We start from the raw sequence: 12,782 nt of genomic DNA on the forward strand, positions 1-12,782 counted from the left end.
TTTTAAGGTATTCTTAAGACACTAGAGGTGAGATCATGGCTATTAAACAGCGGTTAGTTGATGAAGATCGAGATGAATTGACCAAAGATGTTGATGATTTAGATGCAGCTTACATCCAACTGCTGAAAGATCAGGGAATTGATCAGGATCTTTTAGAACAGTTCCGTGATTTATCACTCGAAACGAATGACAAGTAAACATAGACAATGTCTATGTTTTTTTAGAAAGAGGATGAATATGAAACTATATAACAGTTATACGCAGTCGATTGAAGAATTAAAACCGATTGAATCGGGAAAGGTCTCAATGTATGTCTGTGGGCCTACGGTTTATAACGAACCTCATGTCGGCAATGCCCGGCCCATTGTGGTTTTTGATACGTTAAAGAAAGCTTTGCGTATGCAAGGATATGAAGTAAAGTTCGTCAGCAACTATACGGATGTTGATGATAAAATCATTAAAACCGCAATTGAAAAAAATGTGAGTGAAAAAGAAATTACTGATCAATATATTGAAGCATACAATCAGGTTCGAAAAGATCTAAATGCCGATCTTCCGGATGTAGCTCCCCGTGTTACCGAGACAATGGATCAGATCATCGCTTTCATTCAGAAGCTGATTGATAATGGGGCAGCCTATCAGGTTGGCGGTGATGTGTATTTTAGAGTGTCCAGTGATTACACCTATGGTGAATTATCGCATCAGAAAATGGAAGATCTTATGGTGGGTGCACGGATCGATGAAAATGAAAAAAAGGAAAATCCTTTAGATTTTACTCTGTGGAAAGAAACGGAACAGGGTATTAAATGGGATTCTCCATGGTCGAAAGGCCGTCCTGGATGGCATACGGAATGTGTCGTCATGATCATGGATGTCTTTAAGAATTCGCTGATCGATATCCACGGAGGAGGTTTGGATCTTAAATTCCCGCATCATGAAAACGAAATGGCACAATGCCGTATGTGTTCTCAGACGCGCTTAGCCAATATGTGGGTACACAATGGGATGATCAATATTCAAAACGAAAAGATGTCAAAGTCTCTGGGAAATGTATGGTGGGCCAGTGATTTGATCAAAGCCCATGGCGGAAATACGATTCGATGGATGATGATTTCTGTTCATTATCGTTCACCGCTGAATTTAAGCGAGGAAGCCATTGAATCTTCAAAGAAAGAACTTTCTAAGATTCAAAGTGCTTATAAACAAGCTTGTGTTCAACTTCAGATTCAGGGGATTACTGAAAGTCCGGATTGTGATGAAGAGAGCTTATCCAGTTTTGTGGACGCTATGAATGATGATTTGAATACACCGAATGCGATTTCTGTCGTTCATGAAGTGATCAAAAAACTGAATCAGGCATTGCGTACAAAACCTTTTGATGGAGATAAGATATCCAAATTGGTCCATTCTCTGGAAAAAATGATGGAAGTCTTAGGAATCACATTAAATAAGGTTGTTTTGAGTGAGGAAGATAAACAGACATATTCGCAATGGAGAAAAGCCGTGCAGGCAAAAGATTTTGAATCGGCAGATACCTATCGTACTCTCTTACAGGAAAAGGGAATTCTCTAATGGAAATCGTGACGCAAAACGCGACAAGTCTTGCGTGGATGGGAGATGCATTAATGACTCTGGCGGTCAGAGAGCATCTTTTGGAAAAGGGGTATCAGAAAGCGGATCTTTTACAGAAAAAAAGTGCTAAGATCTGTTCGGCCAAAGGACAGGCTGTGATTTTGGACGCTTTGATCAAAGAATCTTTTTTTAATGAAGATGAACTTTCTATTCTCCATCGCGGAAGAAACGCAACGATCCATTCCAAAGCTAAAAATGCAACGGGAAAAATATATTTACAGGCTACGGCGTTAGAAGCACTTTTGGGATATCTGTATCTGTATGATCATCGGGATCGTTTGGCTGTTTGTATGAAAAACATACTGGAAAAAGGAGATCAATTATGATCGTTTATGGTAAAAATGTATTTTCTATCATTGAAGAAGATCCGCAAACCATCGAAAAGATTTACATTCAAAAAGGAATTCGAGATCAAAAACTGGTGAAGCGTGTCCAGAATTTAAACAAGGACATTCAGTTTGTTCCACGTCCAAAACTGGATCAGCTGGCGCAGGATTCCCATCATAATGGGATTTGTATCCAGGTTCAGGATATTCCAACCTATGATTTGGATACCTTGTTGAATCAAGCTAAAAATCCCGGATTACTAGTGGCTTTGGATGGAATTCAGGACCCTCATAATTTAGGTGCCATATTACGAACTTGCGATTGTGTGGGTGTGGATGGGGTCATACTTTGTAAGCACAACAGTGTTGGCCTGACGCCAACGGCTATTAAGGCCAGTACGGGGGCCGCCTATACGATTCCTGTTTCCACGGTGACTAACTTGAAAAACGCTTTGGTAACGTGTAAGGAAAAAGGTTATTGGATCGTTGGTTCCGATATGGAACAGGCCCGCGATTATCGTCAGGGAATCTATGATGTACCGGTTGTGCTGGTGATTGGTTCAGAAGGAAAAGGGATTTCTTCTTTGGTCAAAAAACAGTGTGATTACATGGTCAAGCTGCCTATGGAAGGAAAAATTTCGTCTTTGAATGCCAGTGTGGCGTGTGCTGTTTTACTTTACCAGATTCATCAAAACCGCCATCCTTTGTAATTTCTTTTTCGCTCCTTTAAAGGAGCATATATGGAATCATTCAATATAAATTACTGGATCTATCAGTTTTTCATCAAAAATGATGAAGCTTTTTCTGCTTTAAAAGACTTATTCAGACCTTTGATCTTGCATATCATATCCCTTGAGAACATTTCTTTACAAGGATGCATGATCAATCAATCGGATTTTTATTCTCTGGCTGATACAGTTTTATTGAAATGCTTATACCGCTATCAATACCTCCCACGAAAAAGTTTTGCCGCTTTTTACAAACGAGCCTTACTCAATACTTTGATGGATGCTTATCGTTCCATGGATAAACAAAAAGCACCTTATTCCTACTCTGTTTCTTTAGATTCTTTGATCCATGACAGTTCCAGTCAGTATCTGGGAGAACATATCGGAAATTATATGGATTCTACACATCAACTGGTTATGCACTCGATTCAGGCTGAACAGATGCAGGTAGCTTTGTATGATCAATTGAATCTTATTCAGTCCAAAGTGTTTGAGTTAAAGCTGTTGGGATACAAGCGTCAAGAGATTTGCAGACTATTAAAAATCAGTCCACAAAGCTTTGATTATACGATGAAAAAAATAAAAAGGTGTTTATGTAGAATTGACTCTCAGGCCGATAAGTGATAAATTAAATAAGCTGGTGGAGTGTGATTTTATGGCAGATAAAGTGATTTTGACATGTACGGAATGCTTATCCCGTAATTATGTTACAACGAAAAATAAAAAAACAAATACGCAGCGTTTAGAAGTGAAAAAGTATTGTCCAAAATGTGGCAGACATACTTTACATAAAGAAACAAAATAGTGAGGTTATCATGGCAAAAGAAAAAAAAGAGCGAGTTTATTCTCCTAAAGGGATATTTCAAGAATTGAAACAAGTTGAATGGCCGGGATTTAAAACGTTGATGAAATCCAGCGGACTGGTCATTGTCTTTACTTTGTTGTTTGGATTGTATTTCTTTATCTGTGAACTGCTTGCGAGTGGATTGTTGCAGGTAATCGTAGGATAGTATAGGAGGAATCAACATGCAGGAAGAATTAAAAAAAGAATGGTATGTTGTAAATACTTATGCCGGCCAGGAAAATCGTGTTAAAGAAAATCTTGAGCGGCGTATTTCTACAATGGGGCTGGAAGATTATCTTTTCCAGATCGTTGTGGCCGAAGAAAAAGAAATTGAATATAAAAACGGAAAACCAGTAGAAAAAACAAGAAATTTATTTTCGGGATATGTTCTTGTACAGATGATCATGACTGACGAAGCCTGGTATGTTGTCCGTAACACTCCAGGAGTTACTGGATTTATCGGTTCTTCAGGAAAAGGTGCCAAACCATTCCCAGTTTCTCAAGAAGAAGTGGATTCGGTTTTACGTCGTTTAGGTCGTAAGGATATCAATGTTCAGGTTGATTTTGAAGTTGGCGATACAGTTGAAATCTTAAATGGTGCTTTCAAGAATTCCGAAGGTATCGTTGAGGCAATGGACGAGGAAAAACAGGAAGCCACGGTATTGTTGATCTTATTTGGCCGCGAAACGCCAACCGAAATCTCTTATATGGATCTTAAGAAAGTCAGCTAGACTTTCTTTTTTTAGGAATGATTATGAAAACTTTGATTTTTGATTTAGATGGAACGATGTATAGAGGCTCTTCGATCATTGAAAGTGCCAGGATCTTCTTGGAACATTGCCAATCCAAACAGATTCCTTTTGTCTTTTTGACAAACAACTCAATGAGAACCCGGCAGGAAAATGCTGATCACATGCTGAGAATGGGATATCAGAATATCTCTAAAGATTTATTCTACAACAGTGCTATGGCTTCTTGTCAGTATGTTCGAAGACACTATACGGGAGATAAAGCCTATTACATCGGACAGGAAGGAATGAGAGAGGCTCTCTTGGAAGAAGGTTTCGTTATCACGAAGAACGATCCGGATTTTGTCTTTGTCGGGCTGGATAAAACAGCGGATTATGCCTCTTATTCCAAGGCGCTGGAATTTTTGTTGAATGGGGCCAAACTGATTGGGACCAATAAAGATCGAATTTTAGCCAAACCTGAGGGGTTTGAGTTAGGCAATGGAAGCATTGTGAAAATGTTTGAATATGCCATTGATGCCAAAAGCCCGGATATCTCTAAACCTTATACACCGATCTTGGATCTGTGTCTGGAATACTTTCATCTAAAAAAAGAAGATGTCATCTTGATTGGAGATAATCTTGAAACGGATATCCTGCTGGGAAAAAATGCCGGAGTAAAAACGGTTTTTGTACAAACGGGTGTTCATACAAAAGACGATATTCAAAGACTTCATATTGAGCCGGATCGGGTGGTAGAGGACCTGACCGACTGTTTGGACTTTTCTTTTGAGTAGTTTATGATATAATGGAAAGCGTTAAGAAAGAGTGGGAACTATGGAAGATATTTTGAATGTGATTTTAATGATTCTATCGGGAATCATCATTATATTGGTTTTATTACAAAGCGGTAAATCCGATGGCTTGAGTGCTGCCTTTACAGGAAGCGGGGATCTGAACCTGTTTGCGGTCCAAAAAGAACGTGGGCCGGAAAAGGTGATTTCACGTGCCACATTGTTTTGCGGCATTCTATATTTTGCGTTAGTTATCGCATTACAGATCGTTTAAAAGACCGCAAGGTCTTTTTTTTGGTGGTGAGAAGATGAAACAGAAGATATTGGAATTATTTGAGAAAAAAAACAACTGGACAATCAAAGAATTAGAAAAGAAGCTGGAGTGTCATTCTTCAAAAGATTTTGTAGCGTTGATTCAGGCGTTGAACGAACTGGAGGAACAGCGTATTCTTTGTAACAACCACAATGTATATTTTTATATTGATCAAAAAGAATACGTAATCGGGAAGGTCAAAGATGTTTCGCGCTGGGAATTTGCCGTGATCAATCCGGATCAGAAGGTTTATGTTCCCAAAAAGCTGGCTCGCAATGCCTTTGACAAAGACGAAGTTTTGGTTCATTGCACAAATAAAGGCAATGAGATCATTCACATTTATTCACGAGGAATCACAAAAGTGACGGGAACTTTTTACTTGCGAAAAGGGAAATTTCATTTCTACAGCGATGTCGATCTCCATTCTTCTTTTGAGATCAAAAACATGGATGATTTTTCCATTGGTCATCGTATGAAAGCTGTTGTTGCCATTGTGAAATATACAGATCCTTTACAATGCAAAATCGAAGCGTTGTTAGGGTATGAATATGAAAAAGGAATGGATATCACCTCGATTTTATCGGCCAATGCGGTTCGTCAAAAATTTTCAGATAAAGTTTTGGAACAGGCGGCCCATATGCCTGTGTCGGTCGATGAAAAGGATATGGAAGGGCGTATGGACTTTCGTGATCTTATGACGGTTACCATCGATGGGGATGATGCCAAAGACTTTGATGATGCCATCTCGATAGAAAAGAATGAGACGGGATACCGTTTGTATGTTCATATCGCGGATGTCTCTCATTATGTTAAGGAAGGAAGTCCTATCGATCAGGAAGCCTATGCACGTTCGACCAGTATCTATGTGGCGGACCGCGTTGTTCCCATGCTTCCTTTTGCCTTGAGCAACGGCATATGTTCTTTGAACCCTCATGTTGATCGATGCACTTTGACGTGTGTTATGGATATCGACCATTACGGAAATTGTATAAAGCACGAAATCGTACCTTCTATGATTCATTCGGATTGCCGTTGTACCTATAAGAAAGTCAATGAATTCTTAGAGGGAAAGAATCATGAATATGACTTTGTGGGACAACTGCTGTTTGATTTTGAAGCATGTGCCAGACTGTTGCAGAGACGCTCGCACGATCGCGGAATGATTGATTTCAACACCAAGGAAGCCGATCTGATTCTGGATGATAATGGAAAGTGTGTGGACGTTTTGTGCAAGGAAAGAGGATTTGCCGAACAAATGATCGAGGAAGCTATGATCCTGGCCAATGTCTGTGTTGCTCATACATTGAATTCACATAAGATTCCGGGCATCTATCGTGTACATGAAGCTCCCGATCCTCAAAAGATCTCAAAATTGAGTTTGTTGGCTCATTCACTGGGAATCAAAACTTCTTTTTATCCAGAAGATGTCAAAGCCCGTGATCTTCAACAATTCCTGGAGTCGATCCAGGATGAGGGATTGCTCACTGTATTGAGCTCTACAGCTTTAAGGGCCATGCAGAAGGCACGCTATGATGCGCAGTGCCTTGGACATTTTGGCTTATCTTTAAAAGAATATTGTCATTTTACTTCACCGATTCGCCGTTATTCGGATCTTGTGGTCCATCGTATGCTTCGTAAATATGTTTTCATGCATACAAAAAAAGGAGCATCACTGGATGAAAAGAAATGTGAAACGCAGGCCTTCTATATTTCGTCAAAGGAAAAAGATGCCGTCAATGTGGAGCGTCAGGTTTCCGACTATAAAAAAGCAGAATATATGGAAGATAAAATTGGTCAGTCCTTTAAAGGCTCCATTGTAAGTGTGATGCCTTTTGGATTTTTTGTGGAACTTCCCAATACGGTTGAGGGCCTTGTCCCATTGCGTTCGTTGGATGACTATTTTGATTATGACGAGATCGCAAACAGTCTGATCAGCTACAGTGAAAAGAAAACCTATCGGATTGGACAGAGTGTCAAAGTTATCTGTGAATCCGTAGATAAACAGAAAGGACAAGTTTCCTTCATTTTGAAACAGAGGTAATACATATGCATATTGCGGTATATTTAGGATCCAGTCCGGGGAACGATCCAAAATATGAAAAATTGACTCAGCAAATTGCCTGTTGGCTTTGTGAAAAGGGCCATACATTAGTTTATGGAGCCGGTTCACGAGGTTTAATGGGCCTTTTAGCCAGGACGGTACATGAAAATCATGGCAGGATCATTGGCGTTATGCCTGAATTTTTATTGGAAATCGAGCATTTGTATGAGCATTTGGACGAAGTGTACATGGTCAAAACAATGTCCAGCCGTAAACAGAAGATGATCGATCTTTCTCAGGCGTTTATTGCCTTGCCTGGAGGACCGGGGACTTTAGAAGAAATCACGGAAATCATTTCTCTAGTTCGTTTGGAACAGATTCCGGGCCCTTGTGTATTATTTAATCTTAATGGGTATTATGACAATTTAAGGAAACAACTTTTAACGATGATTTCGGAAGGTTTTTTAGCCAAAGATCATTTAAAACATGTTTATTTTATTGAAACAATGGATGAATTAGAGAGTATTTTTTCTTAATAAATGTCATTGTTGGTCGTGAATGTGTCTTCTTTGGCTCTTGATTTGTGTTTTTGATCCGTTTTGATATAATCAGGCCAAGTAAAGGAAGTGGTGACAATGACAACAGTTCAAAGCAAAGTTTTCGATCATTACTTCTTTCATAAAGGATAAGACTGGGATGGGTGCATTCCAGTTTTTTAAGTTTCCTGATCATAATAGTTAATAAAAGGAGGAATTAAAATGGATCAGAATTTCAATAAGGTTTTTTGGGACGCATGTGCAAATGGTGATTTCCCTATGGTATGCGGGCAAATCAAAGCCGGTGCTGACATCAATTATCAAAACGGGGATGGAAGAACCGCTTTAATGCGTGCCAGCAAGCGAGATCGTAAAGATGTCGTTCAAGTATTGATTGATAACGGAGCCGATGTCAACCTGGCTGACAATAAAGGGAAAACCGCTCTGATGGGAGCCGCCAAAAAAGGAAATAAAACAATTTGTAAAGCTTTATTGGACGCCGGAGCCGATGTCAACGCTCGTGATGATAGAGGACGTACCGCATTGATGCGTGCTGCCTTATTAGGGCAGGACCGCTGTGTTCAGCTTCTTCTGGATGCCGGGGCTGATATCAACGCTCAGGATGAAGTGGGACGTACCGCTTTAATGGAAGCCTGCATCGCATTTAAGCGGGATACTATTTCTTTACTTCTGGAAAGAAATGCCAATGTGAATTTATTTGATAATAACGGCTGTACCGCTTTGATGAGAGCGGCTTACGGCGGATATCCAAGTCTGGTCGAAAAACTTTTATCCTACGGTGCGGATAAAGACATGCAGGATAAACAAGGCAATGTCGCTCTTGATTATGTTCGTGAACATTGCCGAGCTCAGTTGGAGCCGATCTTGAAGTAGGAGGATCTGGATATGCGTGATTATTTAAGTTCTGAAGTACGTAACGTTTCTGTGATTGGACACAGCGGAGCCGGAAAGACCAGTGTTCTGGAAGCAATGTTATATTACACCAAAGCGACGGACCGTTTTGGAAAAACAAGTGATGGAAGCAGTATGATCGACTTTGATGCAGAAGAAATCAAACGCGGGATCTCTGTCTATACTTCCATCGTTCCTATCGAATGGGAAGACTGCAAGATCAATTTTATCGACACACCGGGATATTTGGATTTTGTCGGTGAAAAACAGGCCGGTTTTGCGGTAGGTGACAGTTGCTTGATCGTATGCAATGCCAAAGATGTATTGGAATCAGGAACCAAGCTGGCTTATAAACAAGCTTTGGAAGCCAAAAAACCAACCATCTTTTTTATCAACAAACTCGATGAAGAAAATACCAATTTCGCGGATGCGTATACCATGCTTCATGAAGAATTTGGAAAATCTATTATTCCCTTTGAAGTACCGATCGTTGAAAACGGTGAAGTTGTAGGCTCTGTTAATATCATCAAAAATAAAGCCTGGTATTACAAAGGGCCCCATGCCAACAGTGAAGTGGCTCAGCCAGTTCCGGAATCCATGCAGGATGAAGTCAGCATGTATAAAGATCAGATTGCCGAAGCTGTGGCCATGGGCGATGATGAATTGATGGAAAAATTCTTCTCTGGAGAAGAATTTACCGATGCGGAACTGACCAAAGGTGTTCGTATTGGTGTTCGTAACGGTGAGATCTGTCCGGTATTCTCAGGCAGTGCCACCCAGTCGATTGGTATCCAGCGTCTGATGGATCTGATCATTACGTATTTCCCAACGTATTCGGAAAAAGGTATGTATACCGCAACTACCCCTAACGATGTTAAAGTAGAACTTTTGACAGCAGAATCGGAAACATTGACCGCTCAGGTTTTTAAAACGATCGTCGATCCGTTTGTTGGACGTATCTCGTATCTCAAAGTACTGAGTGGTGTCTTGAATTCGGATTCGACTCTGGTGAATGCCAATAATGGAAAACCTGAAAAAATCAGTTCTATTTATATCATCAAGGGAAAACATCAAACAGCTGCCGGTAAGCTTTTTACCGGAGATATTGGAGCCTTGGTAAAACTTCAAAACACCAAGACGAACGATACACTGTGTGAAAAAGGAAAACTGTTGATGGCCGATCCAATCCAGTTTGATCAACCGATGTTTGGGCAGGCTGTTTTCCCGAAAACAAAGAACGACGAAGATAAGTTATCAAACGGTCTGGCTCGCCTTGTGGAAGAAGATCCTACTTTCAAGGTAGTCAATAACACAGAAACCAAAGAAACAGTGATCTATGGTATTGGTGATCAGCATTTGGATGTGATCTTGAATAAACTGAAGAATAAGTATAAAGCGGAAGTCACTTTATCCGATCCAAAGGTGATGTATCGAGAGACGATCACAAAGACTGCAACGGGAGAAGGACGTCATAAAAAACAGTCAGGCGGTCATGGACAGTTTGGACATGTCTTTGTGGACTTTGCACCAAACCCAGATCAGGAAGAAATGGAATTCGCCGAAAAAGTATTCGGTGGTGCCGTTCCTAAACAATATTTCCCAGCAGTTGAGAATGGTTTAAGAGAATGCTGTGAAGAAGGCAGTCTTGCCGGTTATAAGATGGTCAATATCAAGGCAACCTTAACGGATGGAAAATACCACGATGTTGACTCCAGCGAAATGGCCTTTAAGTTGGCAGCTCGTCTTGCCTTTAAAGATGCGATGACCAAATGCCATCCAATCTTGTTGGAGCCAATCATGAATATCGTCGTTACCGTTCCTGATGAATATACAGGAACTGTCATTGGAGATCTGAATAAACGACGCGGAGCCATCATGGGAATGACGCCTGAAGACGGAGATCAAATCATTGAGGCACAGGTTCCAATGGCAGAAATGGCTCGTTATTCTATTGAATTACGCAGTATGACCCAGGGGCTTGGAAAATTCACAATGGAAATGGACCGTTATGATCCAGTTCCTGAACCACAGGCCAGCCGAATCATTCAAACCAATAAAAAAGACGAATAATTTTTAGAAGCCGATTGTTCGGCTTCTTTTTTTCGTGGTATCTGTTATAATGATTCACGGTGATTGGATGAAAACATTTAGACATTTTATATCGTATTATAAACCTTATCGGGTCATTTTCTTTTTTGATTTGTTTTGTGCTTTGACGATCTCCCTGATCGATCTGGCCTTTCCGTTGATTTTAAATTACTGTACGGATACGATGTTCATTCAAAAAAGTATGCAGATCCTTCATGGACTTTTGGGACTGACACTGGGACTTCTTATCATGTATATTGTTCGGGCTTTATGCCGTTATTACGTATCGGCCCAGGGGCACATCATGGGAGCACAAATGGAAAGAGATATGCGTCAGGAACTCTTCGAACAGTATCAGCGTCTTTCCTTTTCCTATTACGATAAACACAATACCGGGATCATGATGTCCAGGGTCGTCAGTGATTTATTTGACATTTGTGAATTTGCCCATCATGGACCAGAAAATCTTTTTATTTCGCTAATCAAGATTGTTGGTTCTTTTGTGATCTTGTCTTTGATTTTCTGGCCGTTGGCTTTGATCTTGTTCCTTGTCACTTTGATCATGTTGATTTTCAGTTATTTTCAAAATAAATCCATGAGGGCGACTTTTATGGATAACCGGAAAAAGATTGGAGATGTCAATGCCTCTTTACAAGATAGTCTGGCCGGGATTCGCGTAGTTCAGTCGTTTACAAACGAAGATATTGAACAGGAAAAGTTTGCACATACCAACAATGAATTTCTTCGCTCGAAAAAAAGAAATTATCATGCCATGGGAACCTATTATTCCATGAACAATTTCTTCCAAGGGCTCTTGTACCTGACGGTTTTGGTCGGAGGAGGATATTTTGTTGCGATGAATATGCTGAGTCCTTTGACACTGGCTACTTTTGCGCTGTATGTCAATATCTTCATTGCGCCTATTGATATCTTGATTGAATTTACTGAAATGCTTCAAAAAGGATTCTCCGGATTCAGACGGTTTGAAGAAGTGATGAAAGAAGTTCCCGACATTCAAGACAGCGAAGATGCTGTTGAATTGACCGATGTAAAAGGAGATATTTCTTTTCAGGATGTTTCCTTTACTTATAATAAAGAAGAATCTGTCCTTGAACATGTAGACTTAAAGATCCCGGCAGGTAAAAAAGTGGCCCTGGTAGGACCTAGCGGATCGGGAAAGACAACCCTGTGTTCTTTGATTCCACGGTTTTACGATGTGCACAAAGGTTCCATCACGGTCGATGGAAAAGATGTACGAAACATCCGATTGAAATCGCTGCGTCAGGCGATTGGTCTGGTGCAGCAGGATGTCTATTTATTTGCCGGTACGATCGGACAAAATATAGCTTATGGAAAGCCGCAGGCCACGCAGAAAGAAATTATTGAAGCGGCCAAAAAAGCCAATATTCATGATTTTATTCTTTCCTTACCGGATGGATACGATACTTTTGTGGGAGAACGGGGAGCAAGACTTTCTGGAGGACAGAAGCAGCGAATCTCCATAGCCCGTGTATTCTTGAAAGATCCTAAGATCCTGATTTTGGATGAAGCGACCAGTGCGCTGGACAATGAAAGTGAACGTATCATTCAGAAATCATTGGAACAGTTAAGCAAAAATCGTACATGCATCACGATTGCGCATCGTTTATCAACGATCAAAAATGCCGACGAGATCGTTGTGATCAATCATGAGGGCTTACAGGAAAGAGGCACTCACGATGAATTAATGAAAAAAGGCGGTACTTATGCCCGCTATTATAATCTTCAATTTGAAGGAATGGAATAATGCAGGATAGATCGTTTCGACACGGTCTGTCCTTTTTAGTATAATGATTGCATA

General features: G+C 40.3%; 15 protein-coding genes. All 15 read left to right on the top strand.

Features of this window, described 5'->3' with window-relative positions; all coding sequences use genetic code 11:
• Positions 1-35: 35 nt before the first annotated feature.
• The 15 genes from Q0K03_RS02860 to Q0K03_RS02930 all read left to right on the top strand — a co-directional run bounded on the left by Q0K03_RS02860 (position 36) and on the right by Q0K03_RS02930 (position 12,728).
• Positions 36-197, top strand: coding sequence for a hypothetical protein (locus Q0K03_RS02860; protein ID WP_297237513.1), 162 nt, complete (start codon positions 36-38; stop codon positions 195-197).
• Positions 198-237: 40 nt separating this feature from the next.
• The gene (gene cysS, locus Q0K03_RS02865) at positions 238-1,572 is read left to right on the top strand and encodes a cysteine--tRNA ligase (RefSeq protein WP_297237515.1); all 1,335 of its coding nucleotides are present in this window, start codon (positions 238-240) and stop codon (positions 1,570-1,572) included.
• Positions 1,572-1,958 (top strand): ribonuclease III domain-containing protein, encoded by a 387-nt coding sequence (locus tag Q0K03_RS02870; protein WP_297237517.1) that lies wholly within the window; start codon positions 1,572-1,574, stop codon positions 1,956-1,958. Before cysS ends, Q0K03_RS02870 begins: the two co-directional genes overlap by 1 nt.
• Entirely contained in the window at positions 1,955-2,668 is a 714-nt protein-coding gene (gene rlmB / locus Q0K03_RS02875; RefSeq protein WP_297237519.1) for a 23S rRNA (guanosine(2251)-2'-O)-methyltransferase RlmB, read from the top strand. Before Q0K03_RS02870 ends, rlmB begins: the two co-directional genes overlap by 4 nt.
• Positions 2,669-2,698: 30 nt before the next feature.
• Positions 2,699-3,310, top strand: a complete 612-nt coding sequence (locus Q0K03_RS02880) for a hypothetical protein (protein ID WP_297237520.1) — start codon at positions 2,699-2,701, stop codon at positions 3,308-3,310.
• A 31-nt stretch (positions 3,311-3,341) separates the two neighbouring features.
• Positions 3,342-3,491: a 50S ribosomal protein L33 gene (gene rpmG, locus Q0K03_RS02885; RefSeq protein WP_297237522.1), complete on the top strand. Its 150-nt coding sequence runs from the start codon at positions 3,342-3,344 to the stop codon at positions 3,489-3,491.
• A 10-nt stretch (positions 3,492-3,501) separates the two neighbouring features.
• A complete protein-coding gene (gene secE / locus Q0K03_RS02890; RefSeq protein WP_297237524.1) occupies positions 3,502-3,696 on the top strand; it encodes a preprotein translocase subunit SecE in 195 nt (64 codons plus the stop codon).
• A 16-nt stretch (positions 3,697-3,712) separates the two neighbouring features.
• Positions 3,713-4,261, top strand: a complete 549-nt coding sequence (gene nusG / locus Q0K03_RS02895; RefSeq protein WP_297237526.1) for a transcription termination/antitermination protein NusG — start codon at positions 3,713-3,715, stop codon at positions 4,259-4,261.
• 23 nt (positions 4,262-4,284) lie between these two features.
• Positions 4,285-5,055 carry an HAD-IIA family hydrolase gene (locus Q0K03_RS02900; RefSeq protein ID WP_297237528.1) on the top strand — a complete coding sequence of 257 codons (771 nt, stop codon included), beginning with the start codon at positions 4,285-4,287 and terminating at the stop codon, positions 5,053-5,055.
• 40 nt (positions 5,056-5,095) lie between these two features.
• A complete protein-coding gene (secG, locus tag Q0K03_RS02905) occupies positions 5,096-5,326 on the top strand; it encodes a preprotein translocase subunit SecG (RefSeq protein ID WP_297237530.1) in 231 nt (76 codons plus the stop codon).
• A 34-nt stretch (positions 5,327-5,360) separates the two neighbouring features.
• Positions 5,361-7,406, top strand: a complete 2,046-nt coding sequence (rnr, locus tag Q0K03_RS02910; RefSeq protein ID WP_297237532.1) for a ribonuclease R — start codon at positions 5,361-5,363, stop codon at positions 7,404-7,406.
• Between the two features lie 5 nt (positions 7,407-7,411).
• The gene (locus Q0K03_RS02915; RefSeq protein ID WP_297237534.1) at positions 7,412-7,942 is read left to right on the top strand and encodes a TIGR00730 family Rossman fold protein; all 531 of its coding nucleotides are present in this window, start codon (positions 7,412-7,414) and stop codon (positions 7,940-7,942) included.
• 222 nt (positions 7,943-8,164) lie between these two features.
• The gene (locus Q0K03_RS02920) at positions 8,165-8,836 is read left to right on the top strand and encodes an ankyrin repeat domain-containing protein (protein WP_297237536.1); all 672 of its coding nucleotides are present in this window, start codon (positions 8,165-8,167) and stop codon (positions 8,834-8,836) included.
• Between the two features lie 12 nt (positions 8,837-8,848).
• Positions 8,849-10,924: an elongation factor G gene (gene fusA / locus Q0K03_RS02925; protein WP_297237539.1), complete on the top strand. Its 2,076-nt coding sequence runs from the start codon at positions 8,849-8,851 to the stop codon at positions 10,922-10,924.
• 67 nt (positions 10,925-10,991) lie between these two features.
• Positions 10,992-12,728 (top strand): ABC transporter ATP-binding protein, encoded by a 1,737-nt coding sequence (locus Q0K03_RS02930; protein ID WP_297237541.1) that lies wholly within the window; start codon positions 10,992-10,994, stop codon positions 12,726-12,728.
• Positions 12,729-12,782 lie beyond the last annotated feature (54 nt).

Source organism: uncultured Faecalicoccus sp. (genome assembly GCF_944327125.1).
Lineage (GTDB): Bacteria > Bacillota_I > Bacilli_A > Erysipelotrichales > Erysipelotrichaceae > Faecalicoccus.

What these genes read in the sequence shown, in the direction of transcription:
- Q0K03_RS02860 (WP_297237513.1), top strand. Translation starts at nt 36, where the DNA reads ATGGCTATTAAACAGCGGTTAGTTGATGAAGATCGAGATGAATTGACC.
- cysS (WP_297237515.1), top strand. Translation starts at nt 238, where the DNA reads ATGAAACTATATAACAGTTATACGCAGTCGATTGAAGAATTAAAACCG.
- Q0K03_RS02870 (WP_297237517.1), top strand. Translation starts at nt 1,572, where the DNA reads ATGGAAATCGTGACGCAAAACGCGACAAGTCTTGCGTGGATGGGAGAT.
- rlmB (WP_297237519.1), top strand. Translation starts at nt 1,955, where the DNA reads ATGATCGTTTATGGTAAAAATGTATTTTCTATCATTGAAGAAGATCCG.
- Q0K03_RS02880 (WP_297237520.1), top strand. Translation starts at nt 2,699, where the DNA reads ATGGAATCATTCAATATAAATTACTGGATCTATCAGTTTTTCATCAAA.
- rpmG (WP_297237522.1), top strand. Translation starts at nt 3,342, where the DNA reads ATGGCAGATAAAGTGATTTTGACATGTACGGAATGCTTATCCCGTAAT.
- secE (WP_297237524.1), top strand. Translation starts at nt 3,502, where the DNA reads ATGGCAAAAGAAAAAAAAGAGCGAGTTTATTCTCCTAAAGGGATATTT.
- nusG (WP_297237526.1), top strand. Translation starts at nt 3,713, where the DNA reads ATGCAGGAAGAATTAAAAAAAGAATGGTATGTTGTAAATACTTATGCC.
- Q0K03_RS02900 (WP_297237528.1), top strand. Translation starts at nt 4,285, where the DNA reads ATGAAAACTTTGATTTTTGATTTAGATGGAACGATGTATAGAGGCTCT.
- secG (WP_297237530.1), top strand. Translation starts at nt 5,096, where the DNA reads ATGGAAGATATTTTGAATGTGATTTTAATGATTCTATCGGGAATCATC.
- rnr (WP_297237532.1), top strand. Translation starts at nt 5,361, where the DNA reads ATGAAACAGAAGATATTGGAATTATTTGAGAAAAAAAACAACTGGACA.
- Q0K03_RS02915 (WP_297237534.1), top strand. Translation starts at nt 7,412, where the DNA reads ATGCATATTGCGGTATATTTAGGATCCAGTCCGGGGAACGATCCAAAA.
- Q0K03_RS02920 (WP_297237536.1), top strand. Translation starts at nt 8,165, where the DNA reads ATGGATCAGAATTTCAATAAGGTTTTTTGGGACGCATGTGCAAATGGT.
- fusA (WP_297237539.1), top strand. Translation starts at nt 8,849, where the DNA reads ATGCGTGATTATTTAAGTTCTGAAGTACGTAACGTTTCTGTGATTGGA.
- Q0K03_RS02930 (WP_297237541.1), top strand. Translation starts at nt 10,992, where the DNA reads ATGAAAACATTTAGACATTTTATATCGTATTATAAACCTTATCGGGTC.